The 16,564-nt window shown below is 61.4% G+C and carries 20 protein-coding genes; 8 read left to right on the top strand and 12 right to left on the bottom strand.

The genetic code is table 11. The features are described 5' to 3' along the window. Positions 1-15: 15 nt before the first annotated feature. From AC0L3N_RS06355 to AC0L3N_RS06315, 9 genes are all read right to left on the bottom strand, one after another. Positions 16-462 (bottom strand): MaoC family dehydratase, encoded by a 447-nt coding sequence (locus AC0L3N_RS06355; protein WP_473546437.1) that lies wholly within the window; start codon positions 460-462, stop codon positions 16-18. Between the two features lie 23 nt (positions 463-485). Then, the gene (locus AC0L3N_RS06350; protein WP_473546435.1) at positions 486-1,697 is read right to left on the bottom strand and encodes an NAD(P)/FAD-dependent oxidoreductase; all 1,212 of its coding nucleotides are present in this window, start codon (positions 1,695-1,697) and stop codon (positions 486-488) included. A gap of 10 nt (positions 1,698-1,707) precedes the next feature. Then, entirely contained in the window at positions 1,708-2,940 is a 1,233-nt protein-coding gene (locus AC0L3N_RS06345) for a flavin-containing monooxygenase (RefSeq protein ID WP_473546433.1), read from the bottom strand. A gap of 65 nt (positions 2,941-3,005) precedes the next feature. Continuing rightward, positions 3,006-3,584 carry an OsmC family protein gene (locus AC0L3N_RS06340; protein ID WP_473546431.1) on the bottom strand — a complete coding sequence of 193 codons (579 nt, stop codon included), beginning with the start codon at positions 3,582-3,584 and terminating at the stop codon, positions 3,006-3,008. Positions 3,585-3,890: 306 nt separating this feature from the next. Continuing rightward, the gene (locus AC0L3N_RS06335) at positions 3,891-4,139 is read right to left on the bottom strand and encodes a DUF1127 domain-containing protein (RefSeq protein WP_473546429.1); all 249 of its coding nucleotides are present in this window, start codon (positions 4,137-4,139) and stop codon (positions 3,891-3,893) included. Between the two features lie 256 nt (positions 4,140-4,395). Next, positions 4,396-4,821, bottom strand: coding sequence for a globin family protein (locus AC0L3N_RS06330; RefSeq protein ID WP_135937609.1), 426 nt, complete (start codon positions 4,819-4,821; stop codon positions 4,396-4,398). Between the two features lie 463 nt (positions 4,822-5,284). Beyond that, entirely contained in the window at positions 5,285-5,893 is a 609-nt protein-coding gene (locus AC0L3N_RS06325) for a transglutaminase-like cysteine peptidase (RefSeq protein ID WP_473546427.1), read from the bottom strand. A gap of 270 nt (positions 5,894-6,163) precedes the next feature. Further along, positions 6,164-6,781 (bottom strand): PilZ domain-containing protein, encoded by a 618-nt coding sequence (locus AC0L3N_RS06320; protein ID WP_473546425.1) that lies wholly within the window; start codon positions 6,779-6,781, stop codon positions 6,164-6,166. Positions 6,782-6,897: 116 nt separating this feature from the next. Continuing rightward, complete coding sequence (locus AC0L3N_RS06315) at positions 6,898-7,536, bottom strand: PAS domain-containing protein (RefSeq protein WP_473488670.1); 639 nt, start codon at positions 7,534-7,536, stop codon at positions 6,898-6,900. A 422-nt stretch (positions 7,537-7,958) separates the two neighbouring features. Here AC0L3N_RS06315 and AC0L3N_RS06310 point away from each other — a divergent pair, with 422 nt between their 5' ends. The 5 genes from AC0L3N_RS06310 to AC0L3N_RS06290 all read left to right on the top strand — a co-directional run bounded on the left by AC0L3N_RS06310 (position 7,959) and on the right by AC0L3N_RS06290 (position 12,259). Continuing rightward, a complete protein-coding gene (locus tag AC0L3N_RS06310; RefSeq protein ID WP_473546423.1) occupies positions 7,959-8,717 on the top strand; it encodes a rhomboid family intramembrane serine protease in 759 nt (252 codons plus the stop codon). Between the two features lie 100 nt (positions 8,718-8,817). Next, a complete protein-coding gene (locus AC0L3N_RS06305) occupies positions 8,818-9,249 on the top strand; it encodes a CBS domain-containing protein (RefSeq protein WP_023798170.1) in 432 nt (143 codons plus the stop codon). A 168-nt stretch (positions 9,250-9,417) separates the two neighbouring features. Beyond that, positions 9,418-10,917, top strand: coding sequence for an Asp-tRNA(Asn)/Glu-tRNA(Gln) amidotransferase subunit GatB (gene gatB / locus AC0L3N_RS06300; protein ID WP_473546421.1), 1,500 nt, complete (start codon positions 9,418-9,420; stop codon positions 10,915-10,917). A gap of 4 nt (positions 10,918-10,921) precedes the next feature. Next, positions 10,922-11,410: a GNAT family N-acetyltransferase gene (locus AC0L3N_RS06295; RefSeq protein ID WP_473546800.1), complete on the top strand. Its 489-nt coding sequence runs from the start codon at positions 10,922-10,924 to the stop codon at positions 11,408-11,410. 396 nt (positions 11,411-11,806) lie between these two features. After that, positions 11,807-12,259, top strand: coding sequence for a phasin (locus AC0L3N_RS06290; protein WP_473546419.1), 453 nt, complete (start codon positions 11,807-11,809; stop codon positions 12,257-12,259). A 5-nt stretch (positions 12,260-12,264) separates the two neighbouring features. Here the strand turns inward: AC0L3N_RS06290 and panC are convergent, their stop codons facing one another. After that, positions 12,265-13,116 (bottom strand): pantoate--beta-alanine ligase, encoded by an 852-nt coding sequence (panC, locus tag AC0L3N_RS06285; RefSeq protein WP_473546417.1) that lies wholly within the window; start codon positions 13,114-13,116, stop codon positions 12,265-12,267. A 63-nt stretch (positions 13,117-13,179) separates the two neighbouring features. Continuing rightward, positions 13,180-14,022 carry a 3-methyl-2-oxobutanoate hydroxymethyltransferase gene (gene panB / locus AC0L3N_RS06280; protein WP_123151044.1) on the bottom strand — a complete coding sequence of 281 codons (843 nt, stop codon included), beginning with the start codon at positions 14,020-14,022 and terminating at the stop codon, positions 13,180-13,182. Positions 14,023-14,263: 241 nt separating this feature from the next. Between panB and AC0L3N_RS06275 the strand changes: the two genes are divergently transcribed. The 3 genes from AC0L3N_RS06275 (at position 14,264) to AC0L3N_RS06265 (ending at position 15,922) form a co-directional block, all read left to right on the top strand. Further along, complete coding sequence (locus AC0L3N_RS06275) at positions 14,264-14,662, top strand: NADH:ubiquinone oxidoreductase subunit NDUFA12 (RefSeq protein WP_123151043.1); 399 nt, start codon at positions 14,264-14,266, stop codon at positions 14,660-14,662. 126 nt (positions 14,663-14,788) lie between these two features. Further along, positions 14,789-15,337, top strand: coding sequence for a DUF2155 domain-containing protein (locus AC0L3N_RS06270; RefSeq protein ID WP_123151042.1), 549 nt, complete (start codon positions 14,789-14,791; stop codon positions 15,335-15,337). Positions 15,338-15,553: 216 nt separating this feature from the next. Next, a complete protein-coding gene (locus AC0L3N_RS06265; RefSeq protein WP_095492024.1) occupies positions 15,554-15,922 on the top strand; it encodes a hypothetical protein in 369 nt (122 codons plus the stop codon). Between the two features lie 12 nt (positions 15,923-15,934). On the opposite strand, the gene aat is transcribed toward AC0L3N_RS06265, so the two are convergent. After that, on the bottom strand, positions 15,935-16,552 hold the full coding sequence (gene aat, locus AC0L3N_RS06260) for a leucyl/phenylalanyl-tRNA--protein transferase (RefSeq protein ID WP_095492025.1): 618 nt from the start codon (positions 16,550-16,552) through the stop codon (positions 15,935-15,937). Between the last annotated feature and the right edge of the window lie 12 nt (positions 16,553-16,564).

Here is a 16,564-nt window from a genome sequence, read left to right as displayed (position 1 = left end):
GGCAGCCTATGGCGGCTAATCGAGCGGCACAGTGTAGGTTGTTGCCGTGCCGGACAGGCAAATCTCGCCTGCCGAGTTTGCGACGGTGGTTGACAGCGTGCAGATCGGCTTGTCTTCCCGCACGCTAAGCACCTCCGCGCGTGCGACGATCTCCTCGCCGATACCGACGGCCTTGAGGAACTTCCACTCGACGCCAAGAAAGACGCTGCCGGGTCCCGGTAAGTCCTCGGCCACCAGAGCATTGAGAAGGCCGGAAGTGACACCGCCCTGAACTATGAGACGGCCGAATACGGTGCGGGCGGATACGACATCATCGTAGTGGAGTGGGTTTCTGTCGCCGGTCATGTCGCTGAACGCAATGATGTCGCTAGCCCGAGTGATGCGCCTTCGCTCTGCACTGGCCCCGACTTCCGGTTGTCCGAACCGGACTCCGGACCATCCGGATCGTATGGTCGTTTGCATAGCCTTGCTCCTTGTTTTGTGTTTCAGATTGCCTCTAGCTGCGACGTCACTAGCCCTTGCGGGAGAGGCGGAACCTCGCGATCGCGCGCCGCCCGGGCCAAGAGCACAGCGACTTCGGATTTCATCGCCTCGCTGAAGCGCTTGTGGCGCTCAGGTAGCTCTTCGAGGGACCAGTCGAAGGCACTGATGGCGTCCGTGGTCTCAAGGATGGGCAGCGCGAGGCTGTCGCGTACTTCCTGGAACTCCCGCAATGCGGACTCGCGACAGGAAAGTATTGCCGTCGCGGCCCCTTCGGCATCACGCAGGGCGTCGGAAATACCATGCGAGGTCAGCGGATCGCGGAAGAAGGCGGCATCGCCGACCAGCATCCAGCCAGGGCCGTATGCCTGCCGCAATCGGCCGGGCGTGCCGCGGAAGGCCTTCAGACGTTCGCCACCATTGCCAAAGACCCGCGATCCCAATCCGGGTGCCAGCGCTGCCAGGGCAAGCTGTGCGGCGGAAAGATCGAAACGGAACTCCGCATCAAACCGCTCGGTCGGAACGGATGCGACGATACAGGCAAGCCCGTCATTCGTCGGTATCACGCCGCCGGATAAGTTCCGGCCGAAACACCAGTGGTATCCCGAGAACGCCGGCGCGGGGGCGTAGCCGAAGACATGTGCCACCGAGCACCGCCCCTGCACCAGCGTCCGTACCTCGACCTTGCGAGCGATAAACGAGCCGAGCCCGTCTGCTCCAACTACGATATCGGCGCTTATCTCGCGAGTTTGGCCGCCGGCATCTCTCAATGTGACGCCGCGAACACGGCGATGTGCGTCGAACATGAGATCATGGACCGGAGTGTCGTGCATAATCGTGGCTCCAGCGGCTCGTGCTGCATCGACCAACATGCGATCAAGCACCGTGCGGCGTGGAGCGATCAGGCCCGGAATATCTGGCTCGGGCCGAATGGGCACCGTGACCTCCTGCTCGCCATAGTGAAAAGTGGTAGACCTGATCACCGGCGCACCGCTTTGGATCAACGGTTGGAGCAGGCCCCAACGCGAAAGCTGCATGACGGCTGGTCGCATCAGCGCGTGTGTAGACAGCGTGTCAGATCCATAGGACTGGCGGTCGACTGCCAGCACCCGCAATCCTGCCCGGGAGAGCAGCATTGCCGTCGAGGCTCCGGCGCAGCGCGCGCCGACGATGATGGCGTCGTAGTGAGAATGTGCGGGGACGACATTGGAAAGCATCGGAATGTCCTTATGCTGCCTTGAGGCCGCTCTGACCGAGATAGTGTGAGACATGGTCGGCGATCGCTTGCGCGTCCGGCCCAACGCCTCCAATGAAATTGGAATCGCGCTTGCGCAGAAAGCGAAAGCCAAGCGCATAGAGGCCGGCGACGGTCGTTATCCCGCCCTTGTGGGCCAGTTCACCATCTGCGGTGATGACGGGCAGTTTCAGCCATGAAAACGAGCGGCTGTAGCCGGTCGCCCATATGATGGTGCCGATGTCGTCGTTCGCGAACGACAGGCGCTTGAGGCAATTCGTCGGCACCTCGATCGGGGCGGGGGCGCCGGCCATGGATTTGTGACCCGCGAACTGGTCGACCTGGCGAAGGAGCCGGTCCTGCTTGGCGTCCGCCGCCGTGATGCTATCTTTGAGATCATCGGCAAAGCCAATTGTCCCGTTCGAGATGCCTTTCAACCGCCCGGTGAGTTCGACTCCGATGCCCTGGAGGGTCGCCAGATCGACATTGGAGCGATCCGCCCGACCGGCAAGTTGAAGTGAAGGCTGTCGTCTGGCGCTGTCGGGATCTGTCAAATCGTCCAGCCGCTGGGACATGAATCCCATATGGTAGAGCCACCAGAAGATATCCTTGTCTCGCCAGATGCGCGGCAAACGCGTGTGCTTGCCGACGGACAGGATTACGCGTCTGCCACTGCGTCGCAGCTCGTCGGCAATCTGGACGCCCGACGACGATGCGCCGACAACCAGCACGCCGCCTGACGCAAGCTGGTCGGGACTTCGGTACTGCGAAGCGTGGATGCTGACCGGTTGGTCCGCGCTGGTATGCAGCGGGAAGGGCATGCTCGGCACGTCGCAATGACCGGTGGCCACAACGACGACTTTCGCCGACCAGTCGCCGGCGGTCGTCCGCAGCCTGAAGCCTTGCCCATCCTGTTCGCACGACAAGACATCGACGTACGAGCGCACCGGCGCTTGCGATCGATGGGCATAGCCAACCAGGGTTTCCACAAACGCGTCGCGGCTCATATAGCCGTCGGGTTCGGAGCCACAATATGGGGAGTCTGGCAGCGCGTTCAGCCAATTGGGCGTCAAAAGGCGGAGCGAACGCCATGTCGAGGACCGCCACCGTTCGCCAATGCGCCCGCGTTCCAGAACGACATGCGAGATCCCGCGTTTTCGAAGGCAATGGCTCAAGGCGATGCCCGCCTGGCCAGCGCCGACGATGACAACGTCAGCCTGTTCCATATTGTTTCCATCAGTTTTGGAGGGCGACGGTTCAGACACCCGTCCGAACCGCCTTTCCGGGTGGATCACTGGATGGTTTTGACACCGACCGAAACGGAAACACCGTTCGTCAGCACGTCGAAGACCGCGGACCGTGCCCGTGCCTGCTCGACCAGTTGCTGGAGCTTCTCGGACGGCGCATCGCCCTCGATTTCGAACGCCACCGTGACGTTCTGAAAGCCGTTTCGGACCTCGTCGGAAATCCCGAGGATGCCGCGCAGATCGATGTCACCATCGACCGAGCACTGCACCTTGGTCAGCTTGATGCCGCGCGCCGCGGCGATGTTGGCGACGCCCGCCATCAGGCAGCTGGCGAGCGCATGCAGCAGCCATTCGACCGGGGTGGGGCCGTGATCGGCGCCGCACAGCACGGCCGGGTGGTCGCTGTCGGCGTAATAGGCTTTGGCATGCTTCTGTTCCTGGCCGGCGCCGTGGAAGCCGAGCATGACGCTCTTGCTGTGGGTGCCTTCGACCCACTCGTTGTGGGCGCGGAACTGGAACTTGGCCAGTTCAGGCTGGCCGGCGACAAAGTTGATCGTTGCCAGAAGGTTCGGCGTGTCGACGCCGTTCAACGGTGGCCTTGAGGCATTGGTGGTGTGTTGCATCGTCTTCTCCAAGTGAATAGTGCGGCGAATTTGCCGGACCGCTTCCTTGTGACGACGCTGCGTTTGAACGAGGGTGGTTGCGTTCGTGGAATTTGCCATGGAATTGCTTGATCCACATGCTTCCACCCTACGAACCGATCTGCGAGACGTGGGCCTTGTTCAAAGCGCCAAAACCCCGGCGAGGTGATCGCCAGGGATTGCGCGGTTGAGTAATTTTTGTGTTGAAGGCCTGGCCCGACTTCGGGGCAACCTCTCGCGCCCGTCGAGCCGAGCCTGTTCAGCAGGCCGGGTCAATGTGGATCAGCATCATTTCGCGTTCAAGCGACCGCGTTGAGCGCTGTTGGCAATTGTAAACCGCATGGACGTGACGTGATCGATCTCCGAGCGGCCGATGCCCATGTCGTTGAGCAGATAGTCGGGCATTGAATGTAGCGTGACTCGCTCGCTGCGCATCTTCAATGCACGGAAGGCCAGGCGGATCGCGGATTTGGCGAAGCCGATAGCGTCGAGCCTGTCTTTCGAGGCGGAATAGTTTGCGTGATCGATAGTGGTCATTTTTGTCTCCATCCTCGCGACGCGACCATTCGCGCTGTCGATTAGAGGAGGTTGCGATAAGACCAGGGGAGTGAGCGTTTGAGCCTCCGTCGAATTATGGTCGAATTCGAGGGAATGGATCCGTTAAACTGCGTATGCAACCACGGGAATCGACAGCCACTGTCAATCCCGGCCGCTGGGCTGGGCCACGGGCGCGTTTGGTTTCAAAGCGCGAACATCGCTAACTTAAGTGCCGATTGTTCTGGCATCGGATGCCTCACGCTGCGAGCTGATCCTCGCGGGCAGCCGCGATCATCACACTTGCGAGCAACGCATAGGCTGCCTCCCAAGCCTCGCGGACCGCCGGCGTGAAGGCCGTGCCGAGGCCGGCCGCCATCGTGTCGATCAGCGCTTGCCCGACGATCGGGTAATGATGCTCCTTGAAACCGCAGGCCACATGACGCTTGGCGAGCTCGCGTACGGTCGGAAGGACGGTGTTGGCACGATCCAGTCCGCGCACGACGGAGCCCAGGCTCGCCATCAGCTCTGCGCCTTGCTTGGGCATGTCGCTCGCCAGAAACAGTGCGCGAAGATCCGAGTCGATCGCGAACAGGCGTTCATAGAACAGAGCCGCGGCTGCCACGCGTATCGGGAGGACCTCGTGGAAACTATCCTGGACAAGTCGAATCTGGTCGGGTGTCATTGGCGACGCTCCTGCGCTCCTGGCCTGCGTGCGGCTCGACCATCCGCCCAAAACGTTTCGCATGCATGTCGCCCGGCGCGTCGATGTGTTTCAGTTGTGTCTCATCGGTTTGCGCTCAGTTGTATTCAGGTTCCTTCTGTGTCCTGACGGTGCCCGGAAATCTCTCAATGTGACCAAGCGTCTAGGAAACATTCCCGAACAGTCCTCTGATCACAGATCACTCGAATTTTCATCGCCTGGTAGCTCACGGCCGAAGCTTATTGCGCCGCTGAATTTGTCGCAATCGGACCAATGTCCGCATCGGTCGTCTCCCGCCATTCCCAACGCGCAAGTCGGATCGTCATCACCAGAAGCCCAATACCGCTTGAAAAAGTGGAGCCGGCCCGGGGACGGGGCCGGCTCCTAAAACCCGGTCTTGGGGACGGGGAGGGTGGGGACTCGACCGGGTTTTTGCGTCGCGTCCTTAGCGGACGCTGGCGACCGCGTCGGAGCGGCCGTCGTTTATCGTTACCCAAGCGCCCGAATTCTGGCTCGATTGGCGCTTCAGGTAGGTGTACTCGGTGGCGGTCCAGGACAGCACCCTGGTTTCGAGATTGTCGAGGATGAACTCTCCGAGGCTGGTGCGCACGGTCAGCACCGCGTGACCGTCTCCGTTCGGCTGGCGCGCAACCGTCATCAGCAGGTCGCCGGCCGGAACGCCGATGTTCATCAACGCGCGGCGCTTTTCCAGCGCATAGTCCTCGCAGTCGCCGAAGCCGCTGTTGGGATAGGACCAGATCTCTTCCTTGCCCGACAGTTCCATATCGGTGCGTGGCGCGACGTTGCTGTTGATGGAATTGTTGATGCTCACGATCTTCGCCCACAGCTTGCGGGTCAGCTCGATCGGCGCCTGCTTCGGCGTCCGCTGATTGCATTCCTGCGGAATCTTCTGGCAGAACTCGTAATGACCGACCGGCTGTGTGGTGCGGCTGCCGGTGTGCATGAAGGCAGGTCCCGCTGCATACGCTGTTCCCCAGGCGGTAAGCTGCATCGCCATTGCCAAGAGCAACAGCTTGCCCCTCTTCTTCTTCATCGTCCAGTCTCCCCGTTTGAGGAGACAATGACACGGTTGGATTTATTCGACGCAAAGGTCCGAAGTAGACATTAAGTAAAACGCCTATAGAATAAACATAAAATTTGAATCGTTTCAGTATAAAATTGTTGAGGCGGTTTCGCGGGAGTCACATCGGCGCGACGCGGTGCCTTGGCGCGGCATCGGTTGGCAGCCCGCGACGGCCGGCGCGGGTCAACAAAAAAAAACGGCCGAAATGGGCCGGTCGATTGCGGCAATGTGCGCTGTTTGTCAGGTGCCGGATGCGTTGAATTCGGAATCGAGTGTTTCGGGCCGCTGGATGACCGCGAACTCGATGGCGACGCCGTCCTCGAAATGGCGCACCACCTGGCCGCGCATGGTGCCGAGCATGACCTGGATGCCGATCGCCGGCTTGACGTCGATCTCGATCGCGGCGCCCGAAAGCGACAGATCGATGATACGGCACTGGTACTGGCGCCCGTCACTGAGCTGAAGCACGCTGGTCGGATTGCGCGGCGCCACGCGTTCGTGACGACGGTCTTCCGGCAGGTCGAGCTCGTGCTTGTTGGCAAGCCAGGTCAATTGCGCGGCAAGCTTGTCCTTCTTGCGTTCCGACGCGATGACCGTCATCGCGAAACCGTCCTGCAAAATGCGGGTGACGACGCCCTCGATGCGGCCGATGTGATCGATATAGGCGATGACTTTCTCGCCCGGCATGCCGATGCGCTCGGTGCGAAGCGCTACATTGCCCGGCGACATGTCGACCACCTGGCACGGATGTTCGGTGCGATCCTCCAGCATGAAGCGTCCGTAGATCTTCACGCGGACGCGCTGAAAGTTACGCCTTTCAGCTCGGGACGGCGCGGTGTCGACCGCCGCTGACCTCATGACTGCCTACACCCCGTTTGGCATTCCGCGCGTTGATGCGAGGAACTTCGTCGGAAAGCTACAGCAAAGCAGGTTAACAAAGGGGAAAGCCTGATCCCGCTACTTTAGCGTTTGGACTATTCCTCGCGCCCGCCGTCGAACACGACCAGATGGCGGATGCGGCGCGCCTGGCCGAGCGCCGAAATCGTCTGGGGCGGATCGAGTTCCGACGGGACAAGCGAAGGAACGTCGATGGCCGGCCGGCTCCTGGGGAATTTCGGTTCCTTCTCCGGATCGACGACACGGATTGAATCGATCAGGGCGTCGGCGATCGGATCGGCACCCAGCCAGAAGGGTTTTTCAGCAGCGCTTATCACGCCGAGGCAGCGCGGATTTTCAACGCCGCCGTCGAGCGGCAGGGCGAGCAGTTCGAACTTGCTGGAGCGGTCGGTGCGGCTGAAACCTTCATAGGTGATGAGCACCACGGATTTCTGATCGAAGACGCCGTGGATCAGTTTTGAGACAAGCCGCTGGTCCTTCTCGCGCCATAGCGAGGGAAAGGAAAACCCCTTGAGCTCACGGCCATAGACCGCGCACAGCCTGGTGCCGGCGAGCCGAAATACCGCTTCGCCGCGCGTATCCTTTTCCAGGATGAAGGTGTCGGCCAGCAGCGACTTGATGTCGGCTGGCTCGACTTCCGAACGCTTCGGGGCAGGGCGCCCGTCACGCAGCCGGTTCCAATAATGGAACAGCGTGATCGATCCGTTCTGGTTCATGCTATGCTGCTCCGCGCAATCTGTCGTCTGATGTCCCATCGGTGAACAGAAGGGCGCCCTCCGAGGACCTACATGCGTTGCGGAGCAGGATGCGTGCCAGCATCGTTAACACTTGTTCACGGGTCGGGGTCGTTAAGGTTAACAAGTGGTTTACGTTGCGCCCCGCCCACGCCCGTGGCACGCTCAAACCACTCCAGAAGCGGTCGTTTCGCAGCGATCGGCAGCAGTTCAATCAAGAGTTTGGGGGAGCACGGGGGCTCGACCAGCCGTTCAAGGGCAACCTTGGACGGCTTCTTTTTGATTCGCGCCAATTTTGATTCGCCCCAGTTTTGACTTGCGTGGGGCGATTCGCCCCTTTGTGAATCTGGTGACCGTGATCTACATGCTCGCGAAGTCGAATCCAGCGACTGAGTGCGAGCCATATGAGCGAACCAGCAGGCCCATCGGAAATCGAACAGGGCAAGGGCGGACCTGTCGGCCGCGAGCCGGAGCCGCGCCGCGAGCCGGTATTCAACATGCCGCCTGTTGTGCTGGCCCTGATCGGCATCTGCGTCGTCGTTCACGTGATCCGGCTCTACTGGCTCACCGAGGACCAGGATTTCTCCCTGCTGATCCGGACCGCGTTCATTCCGATCCGCTATTCCGGTCGCTTCGACCTCGATTTCTACGCGTTTTCGAGCCCCTTCACCTATGCCTTCCTGCATGGCGGCTTTGCTCATCTTGCCGTCAACATGGTGTGGCTGGCGGCTTTCGGCTCGCCGCTGGCGAACCGCTTCGGCGCGCTTCGTTTCAGCCTGTTCTTCGCGGCGACGGGGCTGGCGGCGGTGGTGCTGTTCTGGGCCGTGCATCCGCTCGGCCAGGCGCCACTGGTCGGCGCATCTGGGGCGATTTCCGGCATGATGGGGGCCGCGGCCCGCTTTGGCTTCCGCACCGACCGCTCGTCCGGCAAGGCCGCCTTCGCCGGCGCGCCGCTGCCGATGGCGGCGGTGTTCCGCTCGCGCGGCGTTGTGACTTTTCTTGCCATTTGGATGGTGATCAATCTCGCCACCGGCCTCGTTGCCTTCGCGCCCGGCATCGAAAGCCAGATCGCCTGGGAGGCTCATATCGGCGGTTTCGTCGCCGGCTTCTTCGGCCTGCGCGCTTTCGATCGGCGGCAGCAGGCGGATGAGTTCATGGTCTGAGCCTCGCCGCACTTGAAAAGCATTCGATCGCGGCGCACGATGTGGGGCACTATCGAAAGCCGGTCAGGGCAGGAAACCGGCAAGTACGGAGGAGGACGCCATGACTGTTAAGGCAATTCTCGAGCAGAAAGGCCACGACGTGTTGACGCTCGGGCCGAACGAAAAGCTGAGCGAGGCCATTCGCATCCTGGCCGAACACAGGATCGGTGCGCTGGTCATCACCAATGGCGATCACAAGATCGTCGGCATTCTTTCCGAGCGCGACGTCGTGCGGGTCCTCGCCAGGGAAGGAGCCGCCGCACTGGATATCGCGGTGCGCTCGGCAATGACGCCCAAGGTGAAGATCTGTAATGAGAACCACACCGTCAACGAGGTCATGGAGATCATGACCAGTGGCCGCTTCCGCCATCTGCCGGTGGAAAAGGACGGCCTGCTCGACGGCATCGTATCGATAGGCGACGTGGTCAAGCGGCGCATCGAGGATGTCGAGCGCGAGGCCGCGGAGATCAGGGCCTACATCGCGACGGCGTGACGGCTTGTTTCTTCAGCCGGGCCGGCCGGCTGGATTCGATGTGAAGCGCCAGCTTTGGTTTTGCGCTTGTCTCTTTTTGTGGTTTGCACTAGCGAGTGACTTTCACGTCCGACGTGACGGAATTCACGTTGAGAAGTGAATTCCGTCCCCGATAACTTGCAGGCCACTATGACCCTCATCGACACCCGCACGCCCGACGCCAAACGCCTGATATCAGGCGCCACCGGCGATTGGGAGATCATCATCGGCCTTGAGGTGCACGCGCAGGTGACCTCGCAAGCCAAGCTGTTCTCCGGCGCCTCGACGGCTTTCGGTGCGCCGCCAAACGCCAATGTCAGCCTTGTCGATGCGGCGATGCCAGGCATGCTGCCGGTCATCAACGAGGAATGCGTCAAGCAGGCGATCCGCACCGGCCTCGGGCTGAAGGCCGAGATCAACCACAAGTCGGTCTTCGACCGGAAAAACTATTTTTATCCCGACCTGCCGCAGGGCTATCAGATTTCACAGTTCAAGCAGCCGATCGTCGGCGAGGGCAAGGTGATCGTCTCCGTCGGCCCGGACCGGCAGGGCGAGTTCGAGGATATCGAGGTCGGCATCGAGCGCCTGCACCTGGAACAGGATGCCGGCAAGTCGATGCACGACCAGCATGCGACCATGTCCTATGTCGACCTCAACCGCTCCGGCGTGGCGCTGATGGAGATCGTCTCCAAGCCCGACATGCGCTCCGCCGACGAGGCCAAGGCCTATGTCACCAAGCTGCGCACCATAGTGCGCTATCTCGGCACTTGCGACGGCAATATGGACGAAGGCTCGCTGCGCGCCGACGTCAACGTCTCGGTGCGCCGGCCCGGCGGCGAATTCGGCACGCGCTGCGAGATCAAAAACGTCAACTCGATCCGCTTCATCGGCCAGGCCATCGACTACGAGGCGCGCCGCCAGATCGCCATCCTCGAGGACGGCGGCAAGATCGACCAGGAAACGCGGCTGTTCGACCCCAACAAGGGCGAGACGCGCTCGATGCGTTCCAAGGAAGAAGCGCACGACTACCGCTATTTCCCGGATCCCGATCTTCTGCCGCTGGAATTCGACCAGGCCTATGTCGATGCGCTGGCAAAGGATCTGCCTGAACTTCCCGACGCCAAGAAGGCGCGGCTGATCTCCTCGCTCGGCCTGTCGACTTACGACGCTTCGATCCTGGTGTCGGAAAAGGCGGTCGCCGACTATTTCGAGAAGGTGGCCGCTGGTCGCGACGGCAAGCTCGCCGCCAATTGGGTCATCAACGATCTGCTGGGTGCGTTGAACAGAGCCGGTAAAGGTATTGAAAATGCTACCGTTTCGCCCGATCAGCTCGGCGCGGTCATCGACCTGATCAAGGAGGGCACCATCTCCGGCAAGATCGCCAAGGATCTGTTCGAGATCGTCTGGAACGAGGGCGGCGATCCGCGCCAACTGGTCGAAAGCCGCGGCATGAAGCAGGTCACCGACACCGGCGCCATCGAAACGGCGGTCGACGAGGTGATATCAGCCAATCCGGACAAGGTCGAGCAGGCGCGCGCCAAGCCGAGCATGGCCGGCTGGTTCGTCGGCCAGGTGATGAAGGCGACAGGCGGCAAGGCCAACCCGCAAGCGGTTAACGACCTCGTCAAGACCAAGCTCGGGATCAACTAGGATGATGTTCGTTCGTACCGCTGGCGAGCGCGATCTTGCCGCGGTTCGCGCGCTGCTGGTCGAAACCTGGCATGCAACCTACGATGGTATTTATGGTGCTGCCAAAGTCACCGAGATCACTGATGAATGGCATTCGATCGCCTCGCTCAAGGCGCGGCTGACGCGACCGAATTCCGAATTCCTGGTCGCAGACGACGGCAAGCGCATCGGCGGCATGACTTTCGCCGCAGCCACCACCGATGCGAAGATCGTCATGCTGAACCAGCTCTACGTGCATCCGGCCTGCCAGAGGCAGGGGATCGGCCAGGCGTTGCTGGAAGAGGTCGAAGCCAGCTTTCCGGAGGCGCGGACGCTGCGTGTCGAAGTTGAAGAGGCAAACGCTCAGGCCGTCGCCTTCTACCGCTCGAAAGGGTTTTTGCCGGCCGGCAACACCGCCGACTGTGGCGGTGGTTCAGGGCTGCCGGCGCTGATTTTCGAGAAGGCGATCGGATAGATTTGCCTGCCCGGATATGTCGCAGTCGGTTGCGTTTTACGGGCTGCGCCGGTCGGTTGCGGCGCCCTCAATGTTGTCCCCTGAGGACGACAAGATAGCCTCGTTCGACGTGGAGGCGGAAAGCGACTTGCCCGACGTCTCAGGGTCTTTGAAAGATTTGTCGATGACATAGCCGCCGGGATGGGAGCGCAGCAATCCCTCGGGATTGTCGGTGCTTTCGAACGGCTTCTGCAACCGGGCAAGGAAGATGAATTCAGCAGTGGCAAACGCTGAGGCAAAAAAGGCATGGTGCGACGCACAAAAATATTGCAATGCACTGCAGATGCCGTAACGTCATGGTCCTAGATGAACGAGACGGCTTTTCAAAAAGGCCGCCCACCGCAAAGGATGGAAACTATGACCAAGACCGCCGATAAAACTGCTGAAATCACCGAGAACGCGGAAGTCCCGACCGAGGCAACCGATCAGATCCTCGCTGTCGCCGAAAAGAGCGTCGAGCAGTCGAAAGAAGCCTTGTCGAAATTGGCGACCGGCGCCGAGGCGACCCAGAAGGCTCTTGAGTCGTCCTTCGAAACAGCCAAGACCGCCAGCAATGAGCTGTCGTTGAAGACGATCGCCGCGCTGCGCGCAAATGCTGAGGCCAGCTTTGCTCACCTCGAAGCCCTGGTAGCCGTGAAATCGCCCTCCGAGTTCATCGAACTGCAGACTGACTTCTTGCGCAAGCAGGTGGAAAAGACCGTCGAGCAGAGCAAGGAGTTTCAGGCGGCGGCGACGAAAGCCGCCGAAGACGTATCTAAGCCGATCAAAGATGTCTACGAGAAGGCGATAAAGGATCTCAAGGTCGCCTGATTAGCCTAGGCGGAGGGAACTTCCACATTGTCGATGAGCCGGGTTTTGCCCAGCCAGGCGGCTGCGAGCAGGCGTCCGTCACGGTTTCGCAGCCACGGCGCGAGCGCCAGGCTCTCGCGCGCCGCGACATAGTCGACTTCGTCGAAGCCAGCCTTGACGAGCGCGCGGCCGGCCTCGGCGATCGCGCTGCCTTCATCCGCGCCTGCCGCTAGTGCCGCTGCCGTCCGGCGCAAGATGGCGTTGAGCTGGCGCGCCACCCCGAGCTCGGCTTCGCTCAGATAGGCATTGCGTGACGACATGGCGAGGCCATGTGCGTCGCGTACCGTTGGTGCGCCGAAGATTTCCACCGGCAGATCGAGGTCGCGGCAGAGCTGCCTGACGACGCAAAGCTGTTGGTAGTCCTTTTCACCGAAGACCGCATAATCGGGCAACGTCTGCAGGAAGAGCTTTGCCACGACCGTCGCGACGCCGTCGAAGAAGGTCGGCCGGAAATCGGATTCCAGCCCGGCGGCCGGCCCGCCGACGGAGATCCTGGTGGCGAAGCCGGCCGGGTACATCTCCGCGACATCAGGGATGAAGGCGAGCTGTGCGCCGGGCTCGGCCAGCCGGTCGAGGTCGCGGGCGAGCTGTCGCGGATATTTGTCGAGGTCTTCACTCGGCGCGAACTGCGTCGGGTTGACGAAGATCGAAACAACGCAGCGTTCGGCCTTTTCCAGCGCGATCCTGACCAGCGAGATATGGCCGTCATGCAGCGCACCCATGGTAGGCACCATGGCAACGCTGAGACCATCGCAACGCCAGTCGCGGATTTGCGCGCGAAGAGCGGCGACACTGTCGATGACGAGAGGCCGGCTCATGCTTTGTCCCGGCTCATTCTTTGTCCCCACTCATTCACTGTCCCCACTCATTCTTTGTCCCACTCATTCTTTGTCGTTGTCGGCTGCGGTTGAAAAGACATGGGCCGGGCCGGGGAACGTCCGGCTTCGCACCTCCGCTGCATAGCTGGCCGCCGCCTGCAATATGACGCTGCGCAGGTCGGCATATTGCTTGACGAATTTCGGCACCCGGTCGACGGTCAGGCCGACCATGTCGTCGATGACCAGGATCTGGCCGTCGCAGTCGCCGCTGGCGCCGATGCCGATGGTTGGAATGGAAATATGCCGGGTGAGGTCGGCAGCGACGGTCTCGACGGTGCCTTCGATGACCACAGAAAACGCGCCAGCCTTTTCGACCGCTTCAGCGTCGCGATAAAGCGCCGCCACATTCTCCTCGGTCCGGCCCTTGATCCTGTAGCCGCCGTCGCTTTCCACCGATTGCGGCTGCAAGCCGATATGTCCCATGACCGGAATGCCGGCAGCGACGATCGCCGCGATCTGTCGGGCAACTGTGACACCGCCCTCCAGCTTGACCGCCTGGCAGCCGGTTTCGCCGACGATCCGTCGCGCCGAGGCAACGGCTTGGCGCGGCGTTGCCTCATAGCTTCCGGCCGGCATGTCGACCACCACGCAGGCCCTGGCCGAACCTCGTATCACCGCTTGTCCATGGGCGATCATCATCTCCAGCGAGGCGCCCAGCGTGGTCTTGTGGCCATGGAGAACCATGGCGACGCTGTCGCCGACCAGAAGCAGGTCGACATGGCCGTCGAGCAGGCGAGCGACCGGGTAGGTATAGGCGGTGAGGCAGACGACCGGCACGCCGCCCTTGCGCAGGCGAATGGCGCCGGCACTGATCCGCAGTTCAGGGTCGGATGCATCCGGGGCCATCTTTTTACCTCCCTCAACCGCCAATCAGGCTGGGTACCTGCATGGGACGCGCAGAGCTTTAGAAAGACCAGGCAGCCTTGGCAAGGCATGCCTCGACAGAGGCGAAAGGCTTGCCAGGTTTGCATCGGTTTTCCGACCGCGATTTGCGTGACGCTTGCAGCAAAACCCTTGCCTTAGCGATGGCCTGACGCCATAAGCAGGCAACGGGTGCCGCCGCGAGGACTTGCCGCGAGGATTTTGGATGAAGACGTTCCTTCTGCAGTTTTTTACCTGGTGGAACAGCCAGACGCTGGGCACGCGCTTCCACACCTGGCGGCATGGCAAGAAAGTCGGGCAGGACGAGGCTGGCAACGTCTACTACGAAGGTGGTGTCGATTCGGAAGGCCGCACCCGCCGCTGGGTCATCTATCGCGACTATTCGGAAGCCTCGATGATTCCGCCCGGCTGGCATGGCTGGATGCATCACCGCGTTGATACCGCGCCGCCGAGCGAAAACTACAAGCCACGCGACTGGCAGAAACCGCATCAGCCGAACCTTACCGGAAGTGCCGCCGCCTATCGCCCCAAGGGTTCCATACTCAGCAATCAGCACCGCCCACAGGTGACGGGCGACTACGACGCCTGGACGCCGGGGTCGTAACCGCTGGTCAAGGGCGGATCGGTCCTTTATCGCCACAATTGGCGTTTAGCTGCTTGTCGATCTGACAGCAGCGACTAGCCTTGGGCGCGACAGAATCACCCCGGGCGCCAACCACCGGATCCTTGCATGAGCATTTTCAGCCGAATCTCGATAGGCGGACTGACGGTGGCCGCCGCTCTTGTCGCTTGCGCCATGGCCGCCGCACAGACGCTGGAGGCGCCAATCGAACCGGAGGCCTGGGAGGAGCCAGCGACGCCGGAGGCGCCAGCGACACCGGAGGCGCCAATGGAACCGGATGCGACAGTGGCTCCGGCGGCGCCGGCGGCACCGGAACGCATCACCAATCCCGTCGCCGAATTCGCCGGCATCGACAAGATCACCGGCCGCATCATCACCTTCGATGTCTATATCGACGAGACGGTGCAGTTCGGTGCTTTGCAGGTGACGCCGCGCATCTGCTATTCGCAGCCGCAAACCGAGGAGCCGAAGACCGATTCCTTCGTCGAGGTCGACGAGATCACGCTGGATCGCAAGATCCGCCGCATCTTCACCGGCTGGATGTTTGCCGAAAGCCCCGGTCTCAACGCCGTCGAGCACGCCGTCTACGACGTCTGGCTGAAGGGCTGCAAGCAGAAGTCGGAGGTGCCGGCACCCGACGCTGCTAAATCCAATTAATGCATGTCGCGCAAAAGTGTGCAGCGGTTTTGCGATAACGACATGCATAAAACAACAACCTAAAGCGCGTCGCATGAGGCCGGTAGAGGCCGGTCAAACGCGACGCGCTTTAGGGCGCCAGATGCGGAATCACCTGTTCGGGATCACATGCTGAGCCTTCTGGAACCGCCTTATTCTCCGTGCGTTGGTCATGGCTGGCATTACGGAGATGTCCCCATGATGGCCAACAAGAACGAACTCCTCGATCTCGAAAGAGGGTTCTGGACCGGCGACGCTGCCTATTTCAAAGCCAATGCCGACACCGAATGCCTGGTGGCCTTCCCACAGATGGCGCAAACGATGAGCAATGCCGACCTGGCCGGAACCGCGACGGACCCGAACCGCTGGCGCGATCTCGACATCGACCTCAAGGGCATCATCGAGCCGGGCAGCGACATCGTCATACTGACCTATGAGGCCCATGCCACTCGCGAGAATGGCGAGCCTTATGCGGCGCTGGTCAGCACCGGTTATGTCCATCGCGTCAATGGCTGGAAGATGATGTTCCACGCGCAGACGCCTCTTGAGCCTGCCGCAAAACACTGACCCTGGCGCAGATCACGGGAAAAAGACCGCTTCGCCCTTCAGCGCGTCAGCCAGCATCTTTTCATACTTGCCCCTTGGCACGTCGACCGCGCCGAAGCGTTTGAGGTGCTCGGTGGTGAACTGGGTGTCGAGCAGCGCAAAGCGCCGTTCCTTCAGGCGTTCGACCAGATGCACCAGGCAGACCTTCGACGCGTCCGTTTCCCTGGCGAACATGCTTTCGCCGAAGAACACCCGGCCGAGCGACACGCCGTAGAGGCCGCCAACCAGCCGACCCTCACGCCAGGCTTCGACCGAATGGCAATGGCTCATCCTATGGAGTTCGACATAGGCCTCGCGGATCGGCGCATTGATCCAGGTCGACCGGCGTTCCTCGCGCCTCTCGGCGCAGCCATCGATCGTCGCCTCGAAGTCGAAATCGAAACGGATGTCGAACAGGTTTTTCCGGATCGCCTTCCTCAGGCTTTTGGGCGTGTGAAAACCATCGAGCGGGATGATGCCGCGCGTCTCCGGCCGTACCCAGAACACTTCGGGATCGGTGGCGCTTTCGGCCATCGGGAAGACACCCGAGGCGTAGGCCTTGAGCAACAGGTCGGTCGGGATGCGATAGCCTGGCGCGTAGGGACGGGTCATCGCATCATTATA

Source organism: Mesorhizobium sp. WSM4807, from assembly GCF_055811615.1.
This window is presented reverse-complemented; position numbering and strand designations above follow the sequence as displayed.